Raw genomic sequence first — 14435 nt, forward strand, 5'->3', positions numbered from 1 at the left:
ATTCAGATCCGTCGACAGATCCACATCCATATACGCCAACACCGGAGCATCCGACGCCGACCACACCACCCCCAACGCCCGCCCCCGCCCCTTCTCCGGCAGCCTGACCCAGGTCGTGCCGGGCAGCTCGTCCGCCAGCCGGGCGGCTATGTCGGGCGTGGAGTCCGTGCTGGCGTTGTCCGCGACGGTGATGCGGAACGGGTAGGGGAAGGTCTCGCTGAGATGTGCGTGGAGCCTGCGCACGCTCGGCTCCAGGTCCGTCTCCTCGTTGAACACGGGGACGACCACGTCAAGGACCGGCTTCGGGTGGTGCGTCGCCACCGGTGCCCGGCGGGGGAGTCCGCTCAGGTCCTTCAGTTCAAGAGACTCTTGGTTTCTCATGTTCTGTCCTTGTTTGTGGCCTTACGTGCGCAGGCCGAAGACGCTCGGGGCGGGGATGTGCTCGGGCGTTACGCGAAAGAAGAGTGTGACCGGTCGACGAGGGTTGCGGGGCGGGATGCGAGATGTGAAGAGCGTTACGGAGGCGGGGTCGCGGTCACGGTGTCCGAGGGCGGGGGCGGCGGGCCCGCGTCATTTCCCGGCGGGGTCGCGGTGGCACTGCTGGACGGGCCCCCCGACGGGCGCTCGGTGGCCGTCGGGGAGTCACCGGTCGTCGGGGAGTCGCCGGTCGTGGGCGGGGTCGAGAGCGACGGGCTGGTGGCGGGCCGAGGGCTCGGCCCGCCGGGCTCGACCCGGGTCGGCTGGCCGTGCAGCAGGAGCAGCCCCACGCCGAGTCCGGTGACGGCCAGGGCGGAGCCGACGGCCCTGCGCGCGGCCCGTGTGCGGCGGCGGACGCGCACCCGCGTCCGCAGCCGCTCCCGGTGCCTCGGCTCGAACGGCGCGGGAACCGCGTCGGTGTCACGCATCATCCGGGCCAGCTGCCGCTCGAAGTGGTCCATGGGGCTCTCCTTCACCGCACCGGCTCGTTCGTCCCGGCCAGGAGCCGCCGCAGCCGCGCCACCCCGCGTGCCGCATGGGACCGGGCCGTGCCCACCGGGCACCCGAGCGCCTGGGCCACCTGCCCCTCGGGCAGGTCCTGGTAGTAGCGCAGCACCACCGCCACCCGCTGCTTCGGCGACAGCAGGGTCAGCGCGGCCTCCAACCGGGAGCGTTCCGCCACGTCCGCGGACACGTCGCCGGCCGCCGCCCTCTCGGGCAGCTGCTCGACGGGTCGCTCCCCCCACCAGCGCCGCTGCCGGGAGCGTGCCGCCGCGCGCACCATCACCGTGCGGACGTACGGCTCGGGCGCCTCGTCCGCGACCTTCGGCCAGACGAACCAGAGCTTGACCAGGGACTCCTGCACCAGGTCCTCGGCCTGATGCCGATCGCCCCCGACCAGCAGACGCGCCAGATGGAGGAGCGCCGACCAGCGAGCGGCCACGAACGCGTCGAACTCACGGGCGCGCCCCTGCTCCATCCACCCGCCCCTGTTCTCGCCGATTGCCTCCACCCTGTACAAGGCGTCGGGAGCCGGCCCACGCTGCACCCTCGGCACGTGATCCGGGTCACGCCGTCGCGGGCGGCGGACCCGCGCCGGTCGCACCGTCGGTCGCGGGGCCCTGGAGCGGTTGCCGCCCCCTGGTGATGCTCCTACGGTCGTGAGCACGGCACGACGGCTCTCGTGAGGGGCTCAGCAGCTCATGGTCACTGTCAGTGAGGCTTTCTACCGCGTCCTGCGCCACCACCGCGTCACCGCCGTCTTCGGGAACCCGGGGTCCAACGAGCTGCCGTTCCTGACCGGGCTGCCGAAGGACATCCCCTACTACATGGCCCTCCAGGAGGGGGCCGCCATCGCCATGGCGGACGGCTACGCGCAGGCGTCCGGGAGCACCGGGTTCGTGAACCTGCACGCCGCGTCCGGGACCGGGAACGCGATGGGCTGCATGACCAACGCGGCGAGCGGCCACACCCCGATGGTCGTCATGGCGGGCCAGCAGGCGCGCCGCTACGTGCCCGTCCAGGCCATGCTCACCAACGTCGACCCGGTCAGACTGTGCGACCCGCTGGTGAAGTGGTCCGGCGAACCGCTGCGCCCCGAGGACGGGCCCGCGCTGCTGTCCAAGGGCCTGATGCTGGCCTCCGCCGCACCCGCCGGCGTCGTGTACCTGTCCGTCCCGCTGGACGACTGGGACGAGCCCGCCGACGAGGCCGCCCTCGCCCACCTCCTGGGCCGCAGGACCGAGGCGGCACCCGTGGCGCCGCAGCACGCGCTGGACGTGATGGTCGACGCGTTGGAGCACGCCGCCGCACCGGCCCTCGTCCTCGGCCCGGGCACGGACACCGAGGCCGGGCACCGGGCCGCCGTCACCCTGGCGGAGCACGCCCACCTGCCCGTCTGGCTCGCGCCGAGCGCCCCGCGCGCGCCCTTCCCCACCCGCCATCCCTGCTACCGGGGCCAGCTCCCCTCCGCCGCGGGGGCGGTCGGCGAGGCCCTCGCCGGACACGACGTCGTGATGGTCTTCGGCGCTCCCGTCTTCCGCTACCACGCGCCCAGCTCCGCCGACTTCCTGCCGCCCGGGGTGGCCCTGTACGGGGTGACCGACGATCCGGACGAGGCCGCCCGCGCCCCGTTCGGACGCATCGTCGTCGCGGATCCGTCCGACGCGCTCGTCCGCGTCGCCAAGGCGGTCCCCCACACCAGCCGCCCCCGGCCCACGCCGCGCGTCCTTCCCGAGGCGGACACCGGCGGGCCCGCGTTCAGCGCGGAGGCGATCCTCGACGCGATCGACCGGGGCAAGAGCGACGACGCCGTGATCGCGCTGGAGTGGACGTCGGTGGACATGCTGCGCGACCGTCTCACGCTCACCCGGCCCCGTTCGCTGTACTACCCCGCCGCCGGAGGCCTCGGCTGGGGTCTGCCCGCCGCCGTCGGACTGCGCCTGGGCTGCCCCGAGCGGCCCGTCGTCGCGCTGATCGGGGACGGCGCGATGCAGTACACCCCGGCCGCCCTGTGGAGCGCCGTCCGCCACCGGGTGCCGGTGACCTTCGTGGTCTGCGTGAACACCAAGTACCACGCCCTCCAGGAGTTCTCCGAGGTGCTGCACGTCCCCGAGGGCGGCTATCTCGACATCCCGGGCATCGACGTGCTGCACCTGGCCCGGGGCTACGGCATGCGGGCGCACCGCGCGGAGACCCTGGACGACCTCACGGAAGCGGTACGCGAGGGCATGACCGCCGAGGCACCCCGGCTGATCGAGGTCCGCCAGCGCTGACGGCGTGCCCGGTCACCAGGCCCGGGCCGGGCTCAGCGGCGCGCGCCGGGCGGCCCGGCCCCGCTGGTGCCCGTACGGCACATGGCGGGTCGGGACCCCGTTCAGGACCGCGCCGAGGACGGGCACGTCCATGCGGCCGAGGACGGCCAGCGCCTCGGTGAGCCGGCCTTCCCCGGTGTGCCCGGCGCGGGCCACGAGGAGGCAGCCGTCGACGGCTCCCGCCAGGGCCGCGGTGTCGGCGTAGGGAAGCACGGGCGAGGTGTCCACGATGACGTGCTCGAACTCCTCGGCGAGTTCACGCAGCAGGGACCGGAGTCCGGCGCCGCCGAGGAGCCGCGCCGGATCGGGGGGAAGGGCACCGCTGGTGAGCACGGCGAACGAGCCGGTGGGGCGCGGCAGTTCACGCGGTGCGCCGCCCCCCAGCAGGGCGTCGGTGAGGCCGGCCTCCCCGGCCAGGCCGAGTGTCCGGGCGAGGGAGGGGCGGCGCAGGTCGCCGTCGACCAGGCACACCCGGGCGCCCTCCTCGGCCAGCGCGGCCGCCAGGCCGAGGGCCACACCGCTGCGGCCCTCGCGGGGCAGGGGGCTGGTGACGGCGATGACCCTCGGCCGCCGGGCCGCCGTGGCACCCGCGCCGTTCCCCGGCCCGTGCGCGGCCGCCGGCCCCGTCACGAACCGCAGGTTGACCCGCAGTCGGCGAAAGCCGTCCGCGCGCGGACCGTGCGGGTCGCCGTCCGGGCCGGCCGGACGACGGCCCGCGCCCGGGCCCGAAGCGATCCCCGCCAGCACGGCGGGACCGCCGGACGCCGCCAGGCAGGTGGCGAGGGCCTCGGTGTCGCGCAGCGGTGACCGCAGCCGCTCCCGCACCAGGGCCAGTGCCGCGCCGACGAGCAGGCTCACCGCCAGCGCGAGGGCGGTGTTCACCGCGAGGTCCGGTGACACGGGCGCGGAGGGGACCGTCGCGGGCTGCAGGACCGTGAGCCGCACCGGGGAGTCGGCGAAGCCGCCGCTGCGCTCCATGCGCGCGACCACCCGGGCGAACCGCTCGGCGAGCGCGTTGCCGATCAGCGCCGCCCGGGCCGCCTGGCTGTCGGTCACCGTCAGCCGGACCAGCACCGTGCCGTCGGGGGCCTCGGCCGTGATCCGCCGGGCGAGTTGCTCCCCGGTCATGGGCAGCCGCAGCGCCTCGACCACCGGGCCGGTCACCTGAGGGCCCGTCGCGGCGGCGGCGTAGGAGCGCACCCGGTCCCGGGTGAACGCGCTCGACTGGGCGAGGTGGTACGCGTCGCCGCCGCCGCGCACGGAGACGAACAGGGTGACCGCCGAACGGTAAACACCGGGGGCGAGAACGCTGTCCAGAAATCCCGACACCGTCCCCAGAACGGCCACCAGAGCGATGACACGCCATTGACGGAAGAGGAATCTCAGACGGTCACGGAATACCACGGCTGTCCCCGATCGGCGAGTGCGTCGAGTGCGTTCGCACATCACCCTAGAGGCGCGGCATGCCGTTTCCTACGCATGATCTTTATACGAGCTTGTATTACACCCCAACGGGGTCACTTCGCGCGGGCGCGGATCACCCGGGCCGGATTGCCCGCCACGACGGTCTCCGCGGCGACGTCCTTCGTCACGACGCTCCCGGCGCCGACGGCGGCGCCGCGGCCGATGGTCACCCCGGGGAGCACGGTCACGCGGGCCCCGAGGAACACGTCCTCCTCCACGACGATGTCCGCGTGGACCGGGGCGTGGTCGCGGAAGTGGCCGCCCGCCTTGGGAATGGGGTGGTCCCCGGTGATGAAGAGGCAGCGCGGGCCCATCGTCAGATGCGCCCCCAGCGTCACCCGGCCCAGGCCCAGGAACTGCGTGCCCTGCCCGATCCCGGCGTGCCGCTCCATCCGCAGGGACGGCGGCAGGTCCACCTGGGGGTTGATCGTGACCGGCAGCCGTACGTCCTCACAGATCCGCCGGGCGCACCAGCCCCGCAGTTCACGGGCACCCGGCACGCGGTAGTGCAGACGCTTCGCGACCAGCTTGTAGAAACAGCGAACAGCGAGGCGGGACATTCGGTGATTCACGGAGATTCCCTTGCCCACTTTTCGCCACCTCCCTCTCCTGACACGCCCTGACACCCGGACGCACGGCCGCAGGAACCGCGGCAGTGCGCAATGCGCGCATATGCTATGCCACTCCATCCGTGAATCGCTGCAAAAAAATGGGTTGTGCGGAATGTCATTGACAGAGGAATCAGCGGCGTCCGCGGCGGCGGACTCCCGAGGACCACATCCCGGCCTTTTCCCTTCCCGGGTCTGCCTGTTGATCGGTCAGCTCGGTCTCGGCGGCGCGGAGAAGCAGCTCGTCCTGCTCGCCCGGGGGCTGAGCGACCGCGGTGTCCGCACCCATCTGCTGGTCATGTTCGAAAAGGGGGCGCGGGAGAAGGAACTGGAGGGCTCCGGCGTCCGCCTCGTGGAGCTGGGCTTCACCCGCCGGACGGGGAAGGGCGCGTGGTGGTCCAGCCGCGCCAACCTCCGGGCGTTCGGGCGCCTGGTGGCCTTTCTGCGCGCGGAGCGGCCGCAGGTGCTCCAGGCGTTCCTGTTCCACTCGTACGTGCTGGCCGCCCCCGCCGCCCGGCTCGCGCGGGTGCCGGTGCTCCTCGCCGGGCGCCGCAGCCTCGGTTTCTACAAGGCGGGCAACACCCTGGCCCTCGCGGTGGAGCGGATCGCCACCCGGTGGACGGACTTCCTGGTCGCCAACGCCGCCGCGATCGCGGACGAGGTGCGCCGCGAGGAACGGGTCCCGGCGGCCAAGATCTCCGTCATCCCCAACGGGATGCGGCCCGAGGAGTTCCGGATCGCCGAACCCGCCGCCGTCGACACCGCGCTGCCCGTGGTGCTGTGCGTCGCCAACCTCGCGGCGCACAAGGGGCACCGGCACCTCCTGGATGCCTGCGCGGCACTGCGGCAGGCCGGGACGCCGTGCACCCTCGTCCTGATCGGGGAGGGTCCCGAAGGGGCCGAGCTGCGGCGGACGGCCCGGCGGCTCGACCTCGACGTCCGCTTCCTCGGCGCCCGTACCGATGTCTCCGGCTATCTGGCCCGGGCCGACGCGGTGGTCCTGCCGTCCCTGTCCGAGGGGTCGAGCAACGCGGTCGCGGAGGCCATGGCGGCGGGCCGCCCGGTGGTGGCCACGGCGGTGGGCGGCACCCCGGAGCTGCTCGGGGACCGCGGTGTCCTCGTGCCCCCCGCGGACCCGGCGGCCCTGGCCGAGGCGCTCGGGCGGGTGCTCGGCGACCCGGACGCCGCCGCCGCGCTGGGGCGCTCGGCGCGCGCGTGGGCCCTGGCCAACCTCACGGCCGACGTCATGGTGGACCGGTATCTCGCCCTCTACCGAAGGCTGTTGGCGGAGCGGGGCAGGAGGTAGGGCCGCCGGCCCGGATCACGCCGGGGCGGCGGGGCGCGACGGGGCGACGGGGCGACGGGGCGACGGGGCGACGGGAGGACGCGCGAGACGGTGGCTGGGCGCAGACCGCAGTTCGTCTGGATGATGGTGGCCCGCTCGGGCACCCTCATCATGGGCATGCTCGCCAGTGTGGTGGTGGCCCGGGCGCTGCCCCCGCAGAGCCGGGGAACGTACTACATGGCCGTCAGCGTCGCCACGGCCGCCCTGTCACTGGGCCATCTGTCCGTCGAACAGGCCCAGACGGCCCTGTGGGCGCGCAGGGGGCACCGGTCCCGGCTCGATCGCGGGGCCGTGCCGCTCGGGCTGTGTGTCGGATCCGTCGCGGGCGCGGGCGCGCTCGGGCTGAGCGCCCTGTTCCAGGGGCGCGGCCACCTTCCCGACACGGCGCTCCTGGTGACGGCCTGTGCGGGCGTGCCGCTGGGGATGGCCGTGCTGTACGGGACCAACATCACCCTGCTGCGCGACCGTACGCGCGTCGCGGGCTGGGCGATGGTCGTGAGCGCGGTCGTCCAGTGCCTGTGCCTGATCGGCCTCGGGCTGACCGGGCTGCTCACCGTGTGGACGGTGGTGGCCGTGTGGTCCGGCTCGTTCGCGGTGTCCCTGGCCGTGCTCGTCGGCGCGGGCGGGGTGACGACCGGGCGGCCCGACGTGCGGCTGGCCGCGGCGACCTGCGCCAAGGGGCTGCGGTTCCACACCGGTTCGGCCGCCGCGTATCTGCTGGTGCGCTCGGACGTCTTCCTGCTCAACGCCCTGGCCGGGCCGCGCGACGTCGGTGTCTACACCCTCGCGGTGACCCTGGCGGAGCTCAGCCGGCTGGCCGTGGACGTGTTCGCGCAGGTCACCCTCTCCCTCCAGTTCGACGGCGAGGGCAGCGCGTCGGCACAGGTCACAGCGCGGCTCGTGCGGTTCACCGTGCTGCTGGGCGTCACCTCCGCGGTGACGACGGTGGCTGTGGCGTCGGTGGCGGTCACCCCGCTGTACGGCCACGCGTACGCGTCCGCGGCCGGCCTGGTCGCCCTGCTGGTCCCCGGCGTCCTGCTGCTGTCGACCGCCCGGCCGCTGTCCACCTTCCTGCTGCGCCAGGGGTCCTCGCGCCTGGTCGTCGTCCCCTCGCTGACCGCCCTGGCCGTGAACACGGCCCTGAACGTGGCGATGATCCCGGTGTGGGGTGCGGCGGGCTGCGCCGTCGCCTCCACGGTGGCGTACGGGACGCTGGTGGCGTTCCAGGTGCGCTACTTCACCCGGACGAGCGGGCTGCGCTGGACGTGTCTGCTGCCGACCGGCGCCGAGAGGTCGCGCCTCGCCACGGAGGTGCGGCACCGGACCAGGGCGCTGCGCGCCGGGGGCACGTCCTGACGCCGCCCCCGCCGGGCGTCCCGGCGGGGGCGGCGCCCGGTGCTCAGGCGCGGGCGAACACGAACTCGTTGCAGCCGATGCCGCCCTTGCAGGTCTTCAGGTGGTGCAGGGTGAAGCCGCGCTCGCGGCAGAAGGCGAAGACCTCCTCGGGCGCGGCGACCTGGAAGGGGTAGCCGCCCACCCAGTCCACGAGGTCGTGCTTGCGCGACATGCCCCGGGGCCGGGGCACCGACCTGCTCCCGGTGCCCTGGACGCGGTCCGCGAACTGCCGTGCGGCCCGCAGCGGGTAGTGCCTGCCGAGATAGAGCATGCTGCCGGTGAGCAGCAGTTGGCGCCCCAGTGCGCCGTACTCGTTGTAACGCCGTTTGACGGCCGTCCACATGCGGGACTCCAGGCCCTGGTCGTTGTAGATCGACACGTACAGGGTGCCGCCCGGGGCGACGAGTCCCTGGGCGGCCTCCATGGCGGCCCAGAGGTCGCCGGTGTGGTGCAGCACGCCCCACGAGTAGACGACGTCGGCCCGGTCCAGGCCCTGGACGAACTCCGTGTCGAGGATCGACGCGCGCTGGACGGTCCAGTCGCTGTCCGGGGCGAACTCCTGGCGCAGCCGGCCGGCCGCCCGTACCGAGTCGGGGTCGTAGTCGAAGGACCGTACGCGGGCCCCCATGCGCACGGCGGCCAGGGAGAAGAGCCCGCTGCCGCAGCCGATGTCCAGGAAGGAACGCCCGGTCAGATCCGTGGTGCCGAGGGCCGTCTCCAGTGATCTGCGGGCGCCGGCGATGCGCTCCTCGTCGATCAGGGTCCCGAAGCGGAGCCAGTTCTGGCCGAAGGCGAAGCGCCGGCCCTCGCTGATCTCGGTCTGGCAGTCGATCATTCGGCTTTCCTTACGTCGTGGACGGGCGTACGGGTCAGGAGGGGAGGCGTCGAGAGCGGCGGGCTCCGCCGGTGCGGGTGCGGCGGCGTCTCCTGGCGTGGGGGCTCTGGGCCCTGCCGGTGCGGGAGTGCCCCGCGCCGCCCCGCCCGGGCCAGCAGGCAGCCCAGGCAGATCCAGAAGGGGGTGGAGATGACCAGGTCCGTGAGGGCGTTGGCGAAGAGCAGGCCGGCCGCGTAGGCCACGCACACCGCCTGGAGGACGGCGTGGTCCGGCGGGTACCGGCGGGCGAGGCCGAGCCACAGCAGGGCCAGCAGCAGGACCAGGGTCACGGGCCCGGCCTCGGCCGCCAGCCGCAGGTAGTCGTTGTGGGTGTTCATGTAGACGCCGAGGCCGGGCGAGTTGCGGGCGTACTCGGGGAACAGCGCGTACCCGATGCCGCGCAGCGGATGGTCCACGGCCACCCGCACGGCCAGCAGGGCCGCCTTCTCGCGCACCGCGGTGTTGGAGGTCAGCTCGGTCCGCGACCGGCTGCCCGTCAGGTCGTCCTCCACCGAGTCCAGCGTGCCCGGGAGCAGCGCCGCGGCGGTGAGCAGCGCCAGCACGATCAGCGCCTTGTGCCGCAGCGGCCGGCCGAGGAACAGGACGCAGGCCAGCCCCGCCGCGGCCATCACGAAGGCGCCCCGGGACCGGGTCTCCACGAGCGCGCACGCGCAGAGGGCGCCCGGCGGGACCCACAGCCAGGAGCGGCTGGTCCGGATCAGTCCGGCGGCGGCGACGAGGGGGAGCGCGAGGGCGGCGCCCACGTAGTTCGGATTCAGTCCGAGGCCGGTCAGCCGGCCGTCGGCGTACGCGCCCCGGAGCAGGAGGAGCGCCGCGAGCAGCGCGCCCGAACCGGCCACCGTCCGCGCGACGCGGCGGGGGTCGGGGGGCGTGAGGACGGCCGCCGCGAGCAGGCCGAGCCCCACCAGCAGCAGGCCGTACGACTTCCAGGTGTGCTCGACGTGCAGCGGCACGGCGGGCAGCAGCCAGCTCAGCGTGAGGGCCACGGCGGTGAGCAGGATCAGCAGGAGGTCGAGGCGGGCCCGGGGCGCGCCGAGCACGGCCCGCGGCAGCAGCAGCGCCACCGCGCCGAGGGCCGCCGCGGGCAGCGGCCCAGCCCCGTGGCCGAGCGCGGCGAGGGCCGGGACCAGCCCGAGCACGGCCAGCAGCGCCGCCTCGGGCCGCGCCCACGCCAGCCACGCGAAACCGGCCGCCGCCACCGCGGCGGCGGTCGCCACGCCGTGGAACAGGGCCAGGTGCACGGCCACCGGCCCCGCGGCCAGCAGCGCCGCCTTGCCGGCCGTGGCGGCGCCCAGGGATCTGATGTTGGTCCTACCGGTCAGCACAACGCGTCCTCCACGGCGTCGTCGGCGGGCTGGTCTCCGGTCAGCTCCGGTGCCGTGACGGCGGCCCGGCCACCGCGGGCGGCGGCGAGAGCGGTCCGTCGTGCCGGTCGACGAACCGGCGGTGCCACAGCTCGAACTGCATCAGCGCCCAGATGCGCCGCGCGTGGTTCTCCCCCGCCTCGTGCTCCCGCAGCAGGCCCCGCACCGCCTCCGGCCGGAACAGGCCGCGCTCGCGCGCCGTGCGGTCGGTGAGCACGTCCCAGGCCACGTCCCGCAGATCCGTGCGCAGCCAGCGGGCCAGCGGCACGCCGAACCCCTGCTTGGGCCGGTACAGGACGTCGTGCGGAAGCCAGTCCCGCAGGGCCCTCTTCAGCAGGTACTTGGTGGTGCCCCGGCGCACCTTGAGGCCGGCGGGCAGCCCGGCCGCCCACTCCATCAGGTGGTGGTCCAGGAACGGCGAACGGGCCTCCAGGGAGTGCGCCATGGTGCTGATGTCCACCTTCACCAGCAGGTCGCCGGGGAGATAGGTGTTGACGTCCACGTCCATCAGCTGGTTGATCCTGCTGTCGGCCCGGGCCGCGCGGAACGCCTCGTCCAGCAGCGCGTAGCTGTCGACCCCGGCGGTCCGCTCGCGCAGGGCCGGCGTGTAGAGGTGCTGCTTCTGGTCGGGGGTGAAGTAGGCCATCATCCGGGCGTAGCGGCGCTGCGAGCTCTCCCCGAGCATGGTCAGGGCGAGCGCCGCCCGGCGCCGCGTCGAGCCGGCCGGAGCCGTGGCGCCCAGGGACCGGCCCAGGTGGGCGAAGGGCCCGCGGACGGCCGGGGGGACCTGGAAGGGTTCCATGCGGGCCATGCGGGCGTAGCGCGTGTAGCCGCCGAACGACTCGTCGCCGCCGTCGCCGTTGAGGGCCACGGTGACATGCCGGCGGCTCAGCTGGGCGACGTAGAACGAGGGGATCGCGGACGAGTCGGCGAACGGCTCGTCGAAGTACCAGGCCAGGGTGGGCAGGACGTCCAGCGCGGACGGTCCCACGACGAACTCGTGGTGGTCGGTGCCGTACCGCCGCGCGACGGCCCGCGCGTGGGTCCGCTCGTCGAACGCGGCGTCCTCGAAGCCGACGCAGAAGGTCTTCACGGGCTGCGGGGAGATCCGGGCCATGGCCGCCACGACGGCGGAGGAGTCGATGCCGCCGGACAGGAAGGCGCCGAGCGGCCGATCCGAGACCATGCGGACCCGCGTTGCCTCCAGCAGCAGTTCGCGGGTCCGGCGCGCCGCGTCCTCCTCGCCCAGGGGGGCCGGGGCCGGGGTGGAGTCCAGCGTCCAGTAGCGACGCACCCGGGTCCGGCCGCCCCGCCAGGTGAGCAGGGAGCCGGGCGGCACTTTGCGCACCCCGCTCAGGATGGACCAGGGGGCGGGCACGTACTGGTAGGTCAGGTAGTGGTGGAGCGCCTCCAGGTCGACCTCGCCGCGGTCCGGGGCGACGGCGGCGAGCGCCTTGAGCTCGGAGGCGAAGGTGAGGGCGCCGTCGGCGTCCCGGTAGTACAGGGGCTTCTTGCCGACCCGGTCGCGGGCCAGCAGCAGGCGTTCCTCGGCGGCGTCCCACAGGGCGAACGCGAACATGCCCCGCAGCCGGCGGACGAGGTCCTCGCCGTACTCCTCGTAGAGGTGGACGAGGCACTCGCCGTCGCCGTCGGTGCGGAAGCGGTGGCCGCGTCCGCGCAACTCCTCGCGCAGCTCCGCGTAGTTGTAGATCTCGCCGTTGAAGACCGCGACCACCCGACGGTCCTCGTTGTAGACCGGCTGGTCGGATCCGTCGACGTCGATGACGGCCAACCGCCGCATGCCGAGCGCCACATGGGCGCCGGTGTGGAACCCCGCGCCGTCCGGGCCCCGGTGGGCGATGACGTCGCACATCCGCCTGACGGCCGTCGGATCCGGTGACGAGGTCGACACCATGCCCGCTACGCCGCACATCGGCCCTCCCTGGGTGTGGTGCGGAAGTTGAGGAAGATCAGTGAGGTCATGTACGGCCGCCCGTGCTTCCCGGGCAGGCCCCCGCGGTGTGCACCGTGGCCCGCAGCGGGCGGGACAGCTGCTGGCGCAGCACGGTGGGCGGCCGGCTGGAGGGCGGTTCCAGCAGTTTCAGGGCCAGGGTGCGGCTGCGGCCCGCGGGCACCTCGACGTCGAGGGTGTACACCGGGTGCCCCCGCTCGGTGCCCGGCGAGGCGGACACCTCCTTGCCGTCGAGCGTCGCACCGACCAGGCCCGCCCCCTCGGTGGCGTAGTAGGAGACCAGCAGCCGGTTGTCCCCGGCGCGGGTCGCGTAGCCGGGCTGGTCCAGCCGGTCGGTGACATAGGCGGGCAGGCCCCGGGCCGGGGCGCGGTTGGTCAGGACCGCCCTGACGGTGATCTCCCGGCCGTCCGGGGTGCAGCGGCCCGCGGACCAGTCCAAGCTGCGGTCGAGGTAGTAGTCGAGTTTGGTGCCGGCCGCGTTGTTGACCACCAGTCCCGCGTACGGCGCCGGGCCCTCGGGCACGGAGCCGCCGACCGGGCGGGCGGCCAGTTGCCGTTCCTCCGGCGCGTGGGCGCTCCACACGGACATCCGCCCGTCGCGCAGCACCTTGTACAGCTCGACGAGCAGCGCGGGCCGGCGCCGGGAGTCCTCGGCGGCGGTCAGCAGCCGGCCGGCGGCGGCACGGGCCACGTCCAGCAGGAACGCCTTGCGTCGCACGGGGTCCTGGTACTTCGCGTAGGCGGTGCGCTCGGTCAGGTCCACGACGTCCGCCGCGCTGACGAGGGTGCCGTCAGCCGTGCGGGCCGGGCCCGCGGCGGCCAGCAGCGTGGACAGCACGCCCGGGTCCAGGGACACGACGCCGTCGACGGGCCGTCTGCTGCGCGCGAGCCACGCGGCGGACCAGATGCGCGCCGCGTAGGGGAAGTGCGGGCTCATGTTGGAGTTGGGCCAGGTGTTCACCGGGTCGCTGCGCTCGTACATCGCCGTGAACTCGGCGCCGAGGTTCACCTTGGGGCGCACCGTCTGCATGTCCGTGTCCCGGCCGAACTCCTTCAGCCCCAGCGCGCCCCGGTCGGCGGTGAGCACGGCGTAGGCGCCCGGCATCCCGCCGGTGCCGCGTGACTCCGCCGAGTTCTGGAACACGACGAGGTAGCGCCGGGCGCCGCTCCCGCCCAGCATCGGCGGCAGCAGGCGCGCCCCGACCGCCGCGTTCTCCATCGCCGGCTGCAGCCGGTCCACACCGGTGACCAGTCGGTCCCGGACCCGGTCCACGGACGCCAGCCACGTGTGCCGCGGCAGCCGGTCCGCCTCCGTCCTGGCCAGGCGCATCTGCCGTGCGGCGCTGTCGAGGTCCGGGGCCGATCCGCTCAGTTCGGAGACGTCGAGGTGGCTGCCGTGCGCGGCGGAGGTGAGGCGGGCGACGGTGCGCACCACGGGCGGCAGCGCCTGACCGGTGAGCCGGTCGAGCACCCCGGCCGCGCCGCGCACGGTCGTGAAGAGGTCGCCCGCGCCGGGCAGCCGCGCCGCCGTCCACCAGACGGGGCCCGAGGTGAGCCGGTGGGCGCGCGCGGCGTGCGCCGCCGCGGAGCGGGCCGCCCCGTCGGCGAGCGCCCCGCGGCTGCCGGCGAGCCCGTCCGCCGCGGCCGGCTGCGCCGGAACGGGGGACGTCGTCAGCGCGCCGCGCAGGGCCGTGAGGTCGTCCTTGGCGGCCATGAGCTCGCTGCGGGCCCACAGGCCCGTCACGACGAGCCAGCCGAGCGCGGTGACGAGGAGGCTCGCCAGCGCCCACACCAGCGGCCGCGGCTGCCGCGGACGGCGGCGCAGCAGGCCGCGCAGGGCGGACAGGGTGGGGCGTCCGGGCGGCGTACGGGTGGTCCACGGCATGGGGTTCGGCTTCCTCCTGGGGGCACTGACCACGGAGGGAATCCAATAAGTACGGACGATTATGAACAAACCCGGCTCGCCCGGCCGCGCCTCGGACGGCGCAGCCACGGCACTCGTTCGGCCCCTGCCGATTCCCGCCGGGAACCCGCGCAGGAGCATCACAGGGACTGCACACGGTCTCAGGAACCCGCCGTTAGCGTGGCAGGCCGCTCGACCC

General features: G+C 74.3%; 12 protein-coding genes. 3 read left to right on the forward strand and 9 right to left on the reverse strand.

Annotated features, from left to right (window positions below; all coding sequences use genetic code 11):
* The 3 genes from AB0C59_RS28240 to AB0C59_RS28250 all read right to left on the reverse strand — a co-directional run.
* On the reverse strand, positions 1-381 hold a 381-nt coding region (locus tag AB0C59_RS28240), incomplete at its 3' end, for a glycosyltransferase (RefSeq protein ID WP_363009461.1).
* 134 nt (positions 382-515) lie between these two features.
* Positions 516-938, reverse strand: a complete 423-nt coding sequence (locus AB0C59_RS28245; RefSeq protein ID WP_363009463.1) for a cellulase — start codon at positions 936-938, stop codon at positions 516-518.
* Positions 939-949: 11 nt separating this feature from the next.
* On the reverse strand, positions 950-1456 hold the full coding sequence (locus AB0C59_RS28250; protein ID WP_363009465.1) for a SigE family RNA polymerase sigma factor: 507 nt from the start codon (positions 1454-1456) through the stop codon (positions 950-952).
* A 223-nt stretch (positions 1457-1679) separates the two neighbouring features.
* Between AB0C59_RS28250 and mdlC the strand changes: the two genes are divergently transcribed.
* A complete protein-coding gene (gene mdlC, locus AB0C59_RS28255; protein ID WP_363009467.1) occupies positions 1680-3251 on the forward strand; it encodes a benzoylformate decarboxylase in 1572 nt (523 codons plus the stop codon).
* A 12-nt stretch (positions 3252-3263) separates the two neighbouring features.
* Here the strand turns inward: mdlC and AB0C59_RS28260 are convergent, their stop codons facing one another.
* Together AB0C59_RS28260 and AB0C59_RS28265 are read right to left on the reverse strand one after the other, a co-directional pair.
* Positions 3264-4637, reverse strand: a complete 1374-nt coding sequence (locus AB0C59_RS28260; RefSeq protein ID WP_363009469.1) for a hypothetical protein — start codon at positions 4635-4637, stop codon at positions 3264-3266.
* Positions 4638-4807: 170 nt separating this feature from the next.
* Complete coding sequence (locus AB0C59_RS28265; RefSeq protein WP_363009471.1) at positions 4808-5326, reverse strand: acyltransferase; 519 nt, start codon at positions 5324-5326, stop codon at positions 4808-4810.
* A gap of 238 nt (positions 5327-5564) precedes the next feature.
* On the opposite strand from AB0C59_RS28265, the gene AB0C59_RS28270 reads away from it, so the two are divergent.
* Positions 5565-6668, forward strand: a complete 1104-nt coding sequence (locus tag AB0C59_RS28270; RefSeq protein WP_363009473.1) for a glycosyltransferase — start codon at positions 5565-5567, stop codon at positions 6666-6668.
* Between the two features lie 90 nt (positions 6669-6758).
* Complete coding sequence (locus AB0C59_RS28275) at positions 6759-8063, forward strand: lipopolysaccharide biosynthesis protein (RefSeq protein ID WP_363009475.1); 1305 nt, start codon at positions 6759-6761, stop codon at positions 8061-8063.
* 43 nt (positions 8064-8106) lie between these two features.
* Here AB0C59_RS28275 and AB0C59_RS28280 read toward each other — a convergent pair whose 3' ends face one another.
* From AB0C59_RS28280 to AB0C59_RS28295, 4 genes are read right to left on the reverse strand one after another with little or no spacing between them, the layout of a single operon-like run.
* Positions 8107-8937, reverse strand: coding sequence for a class I SAM-dependent methyltransferase (locus AB0C59_RS28280; RefSeq protein WP_363009477.1), 831 nt, complete (start codon positions 8935-8937; stop codon positions 8107-8109).
* The gene (locus AB0C59_RS28285; protein ID WP_363009479.1) at positions 8934-10322 is read right to left on the reverse strand and encodes an O-antigen ligase family protein; all 1389 of its coding nucleotides are present in this window, start codon (positions 10320-10322) and stop codon (positions 8934-8936) included. The genes AB0C59_RS28280 and AB0C59_RS28285 overlap by 4 nt, the downstream gene beginning before the upstream one ends.
* A 40-nt stretch (positions 10323-10362) precedes the next feature.
* Entirely contained in the window at positions 10363-12294 is a 1932-nt protein-coding gene (gene asnB / locus AB0C59_RS28290; protein ID WP_363009481.1) for an asparagine synthase (glutamine-hydrolyzing), read from the reverse strand.
* Positions 12295-12340: 46 nt separating this feature from the next.
* A complete protein-coding gene (locus tag AB0C59_RS28295) occupies positions 12341-14218 on the reverse strand; it encodes a DUF4012 domain-containing protein (RefSeq protein WP_363009483.1) in 1878 nt (625 codons plus the stop codon).
* Positions 14219-14435 lie beyond the last annotated feature (217 nt).

Source organism: Streptomyces sp. NPDC048664 (assembly GCF_040650555.1).
GTDB lineage: Bacteria > Actinomycetota > Actinomycetes > Streptomycetales > Streptomycetaceae > Streptomyces.

Excerpts from the sequence above, each read along its gene's own strand:
- AB0C59_RS28245 (WP_363009463.1), bottom strand. The coding sequence starts at position 938 with ATGGACCACTTCGAGCGGCAGCTGGCCCGGATGATGCGTGACACCGAC.
- AB0C59_RS28250 (WP_363009465.1), bottom strand. The coding sequence starts at position 1,456 with ATGGAGCAGGGGCGCGCCCGTGAGTTCGACGCGTTCGTGGCCGCTCGC.
- mdlC (WP_363009467.1), top strand. The coding sequence starts at position 1,680 with ATGGTCACTGTCAGTGAGGCTTTCTACCGCGTCCTGCGCCACCACCGC.
- AB0C59_RS28280 (WP_363009477.1), bottom strand. The coding sequence starts at position 8,937 with ATGATCGACTGCCAGACCGAGATCAGCGAGGGCCGGCGCTTCGCCTTC.
- asnB (WP_363009481.1), bottom strand. The coding sequence starts at position 12,294 with ATGTGCGGCGTAGCGGGCATGGTGTCGACCTCGTCACCGGATCCGACG.
- AB0C59_RS28295 (WP_363009483.1), bottom strand. The coding sequence starts at position 14,218 with ATGCCGTGGACCACCCGTACGCCGCCCGGACGCCCCACCCTGTCCGCC.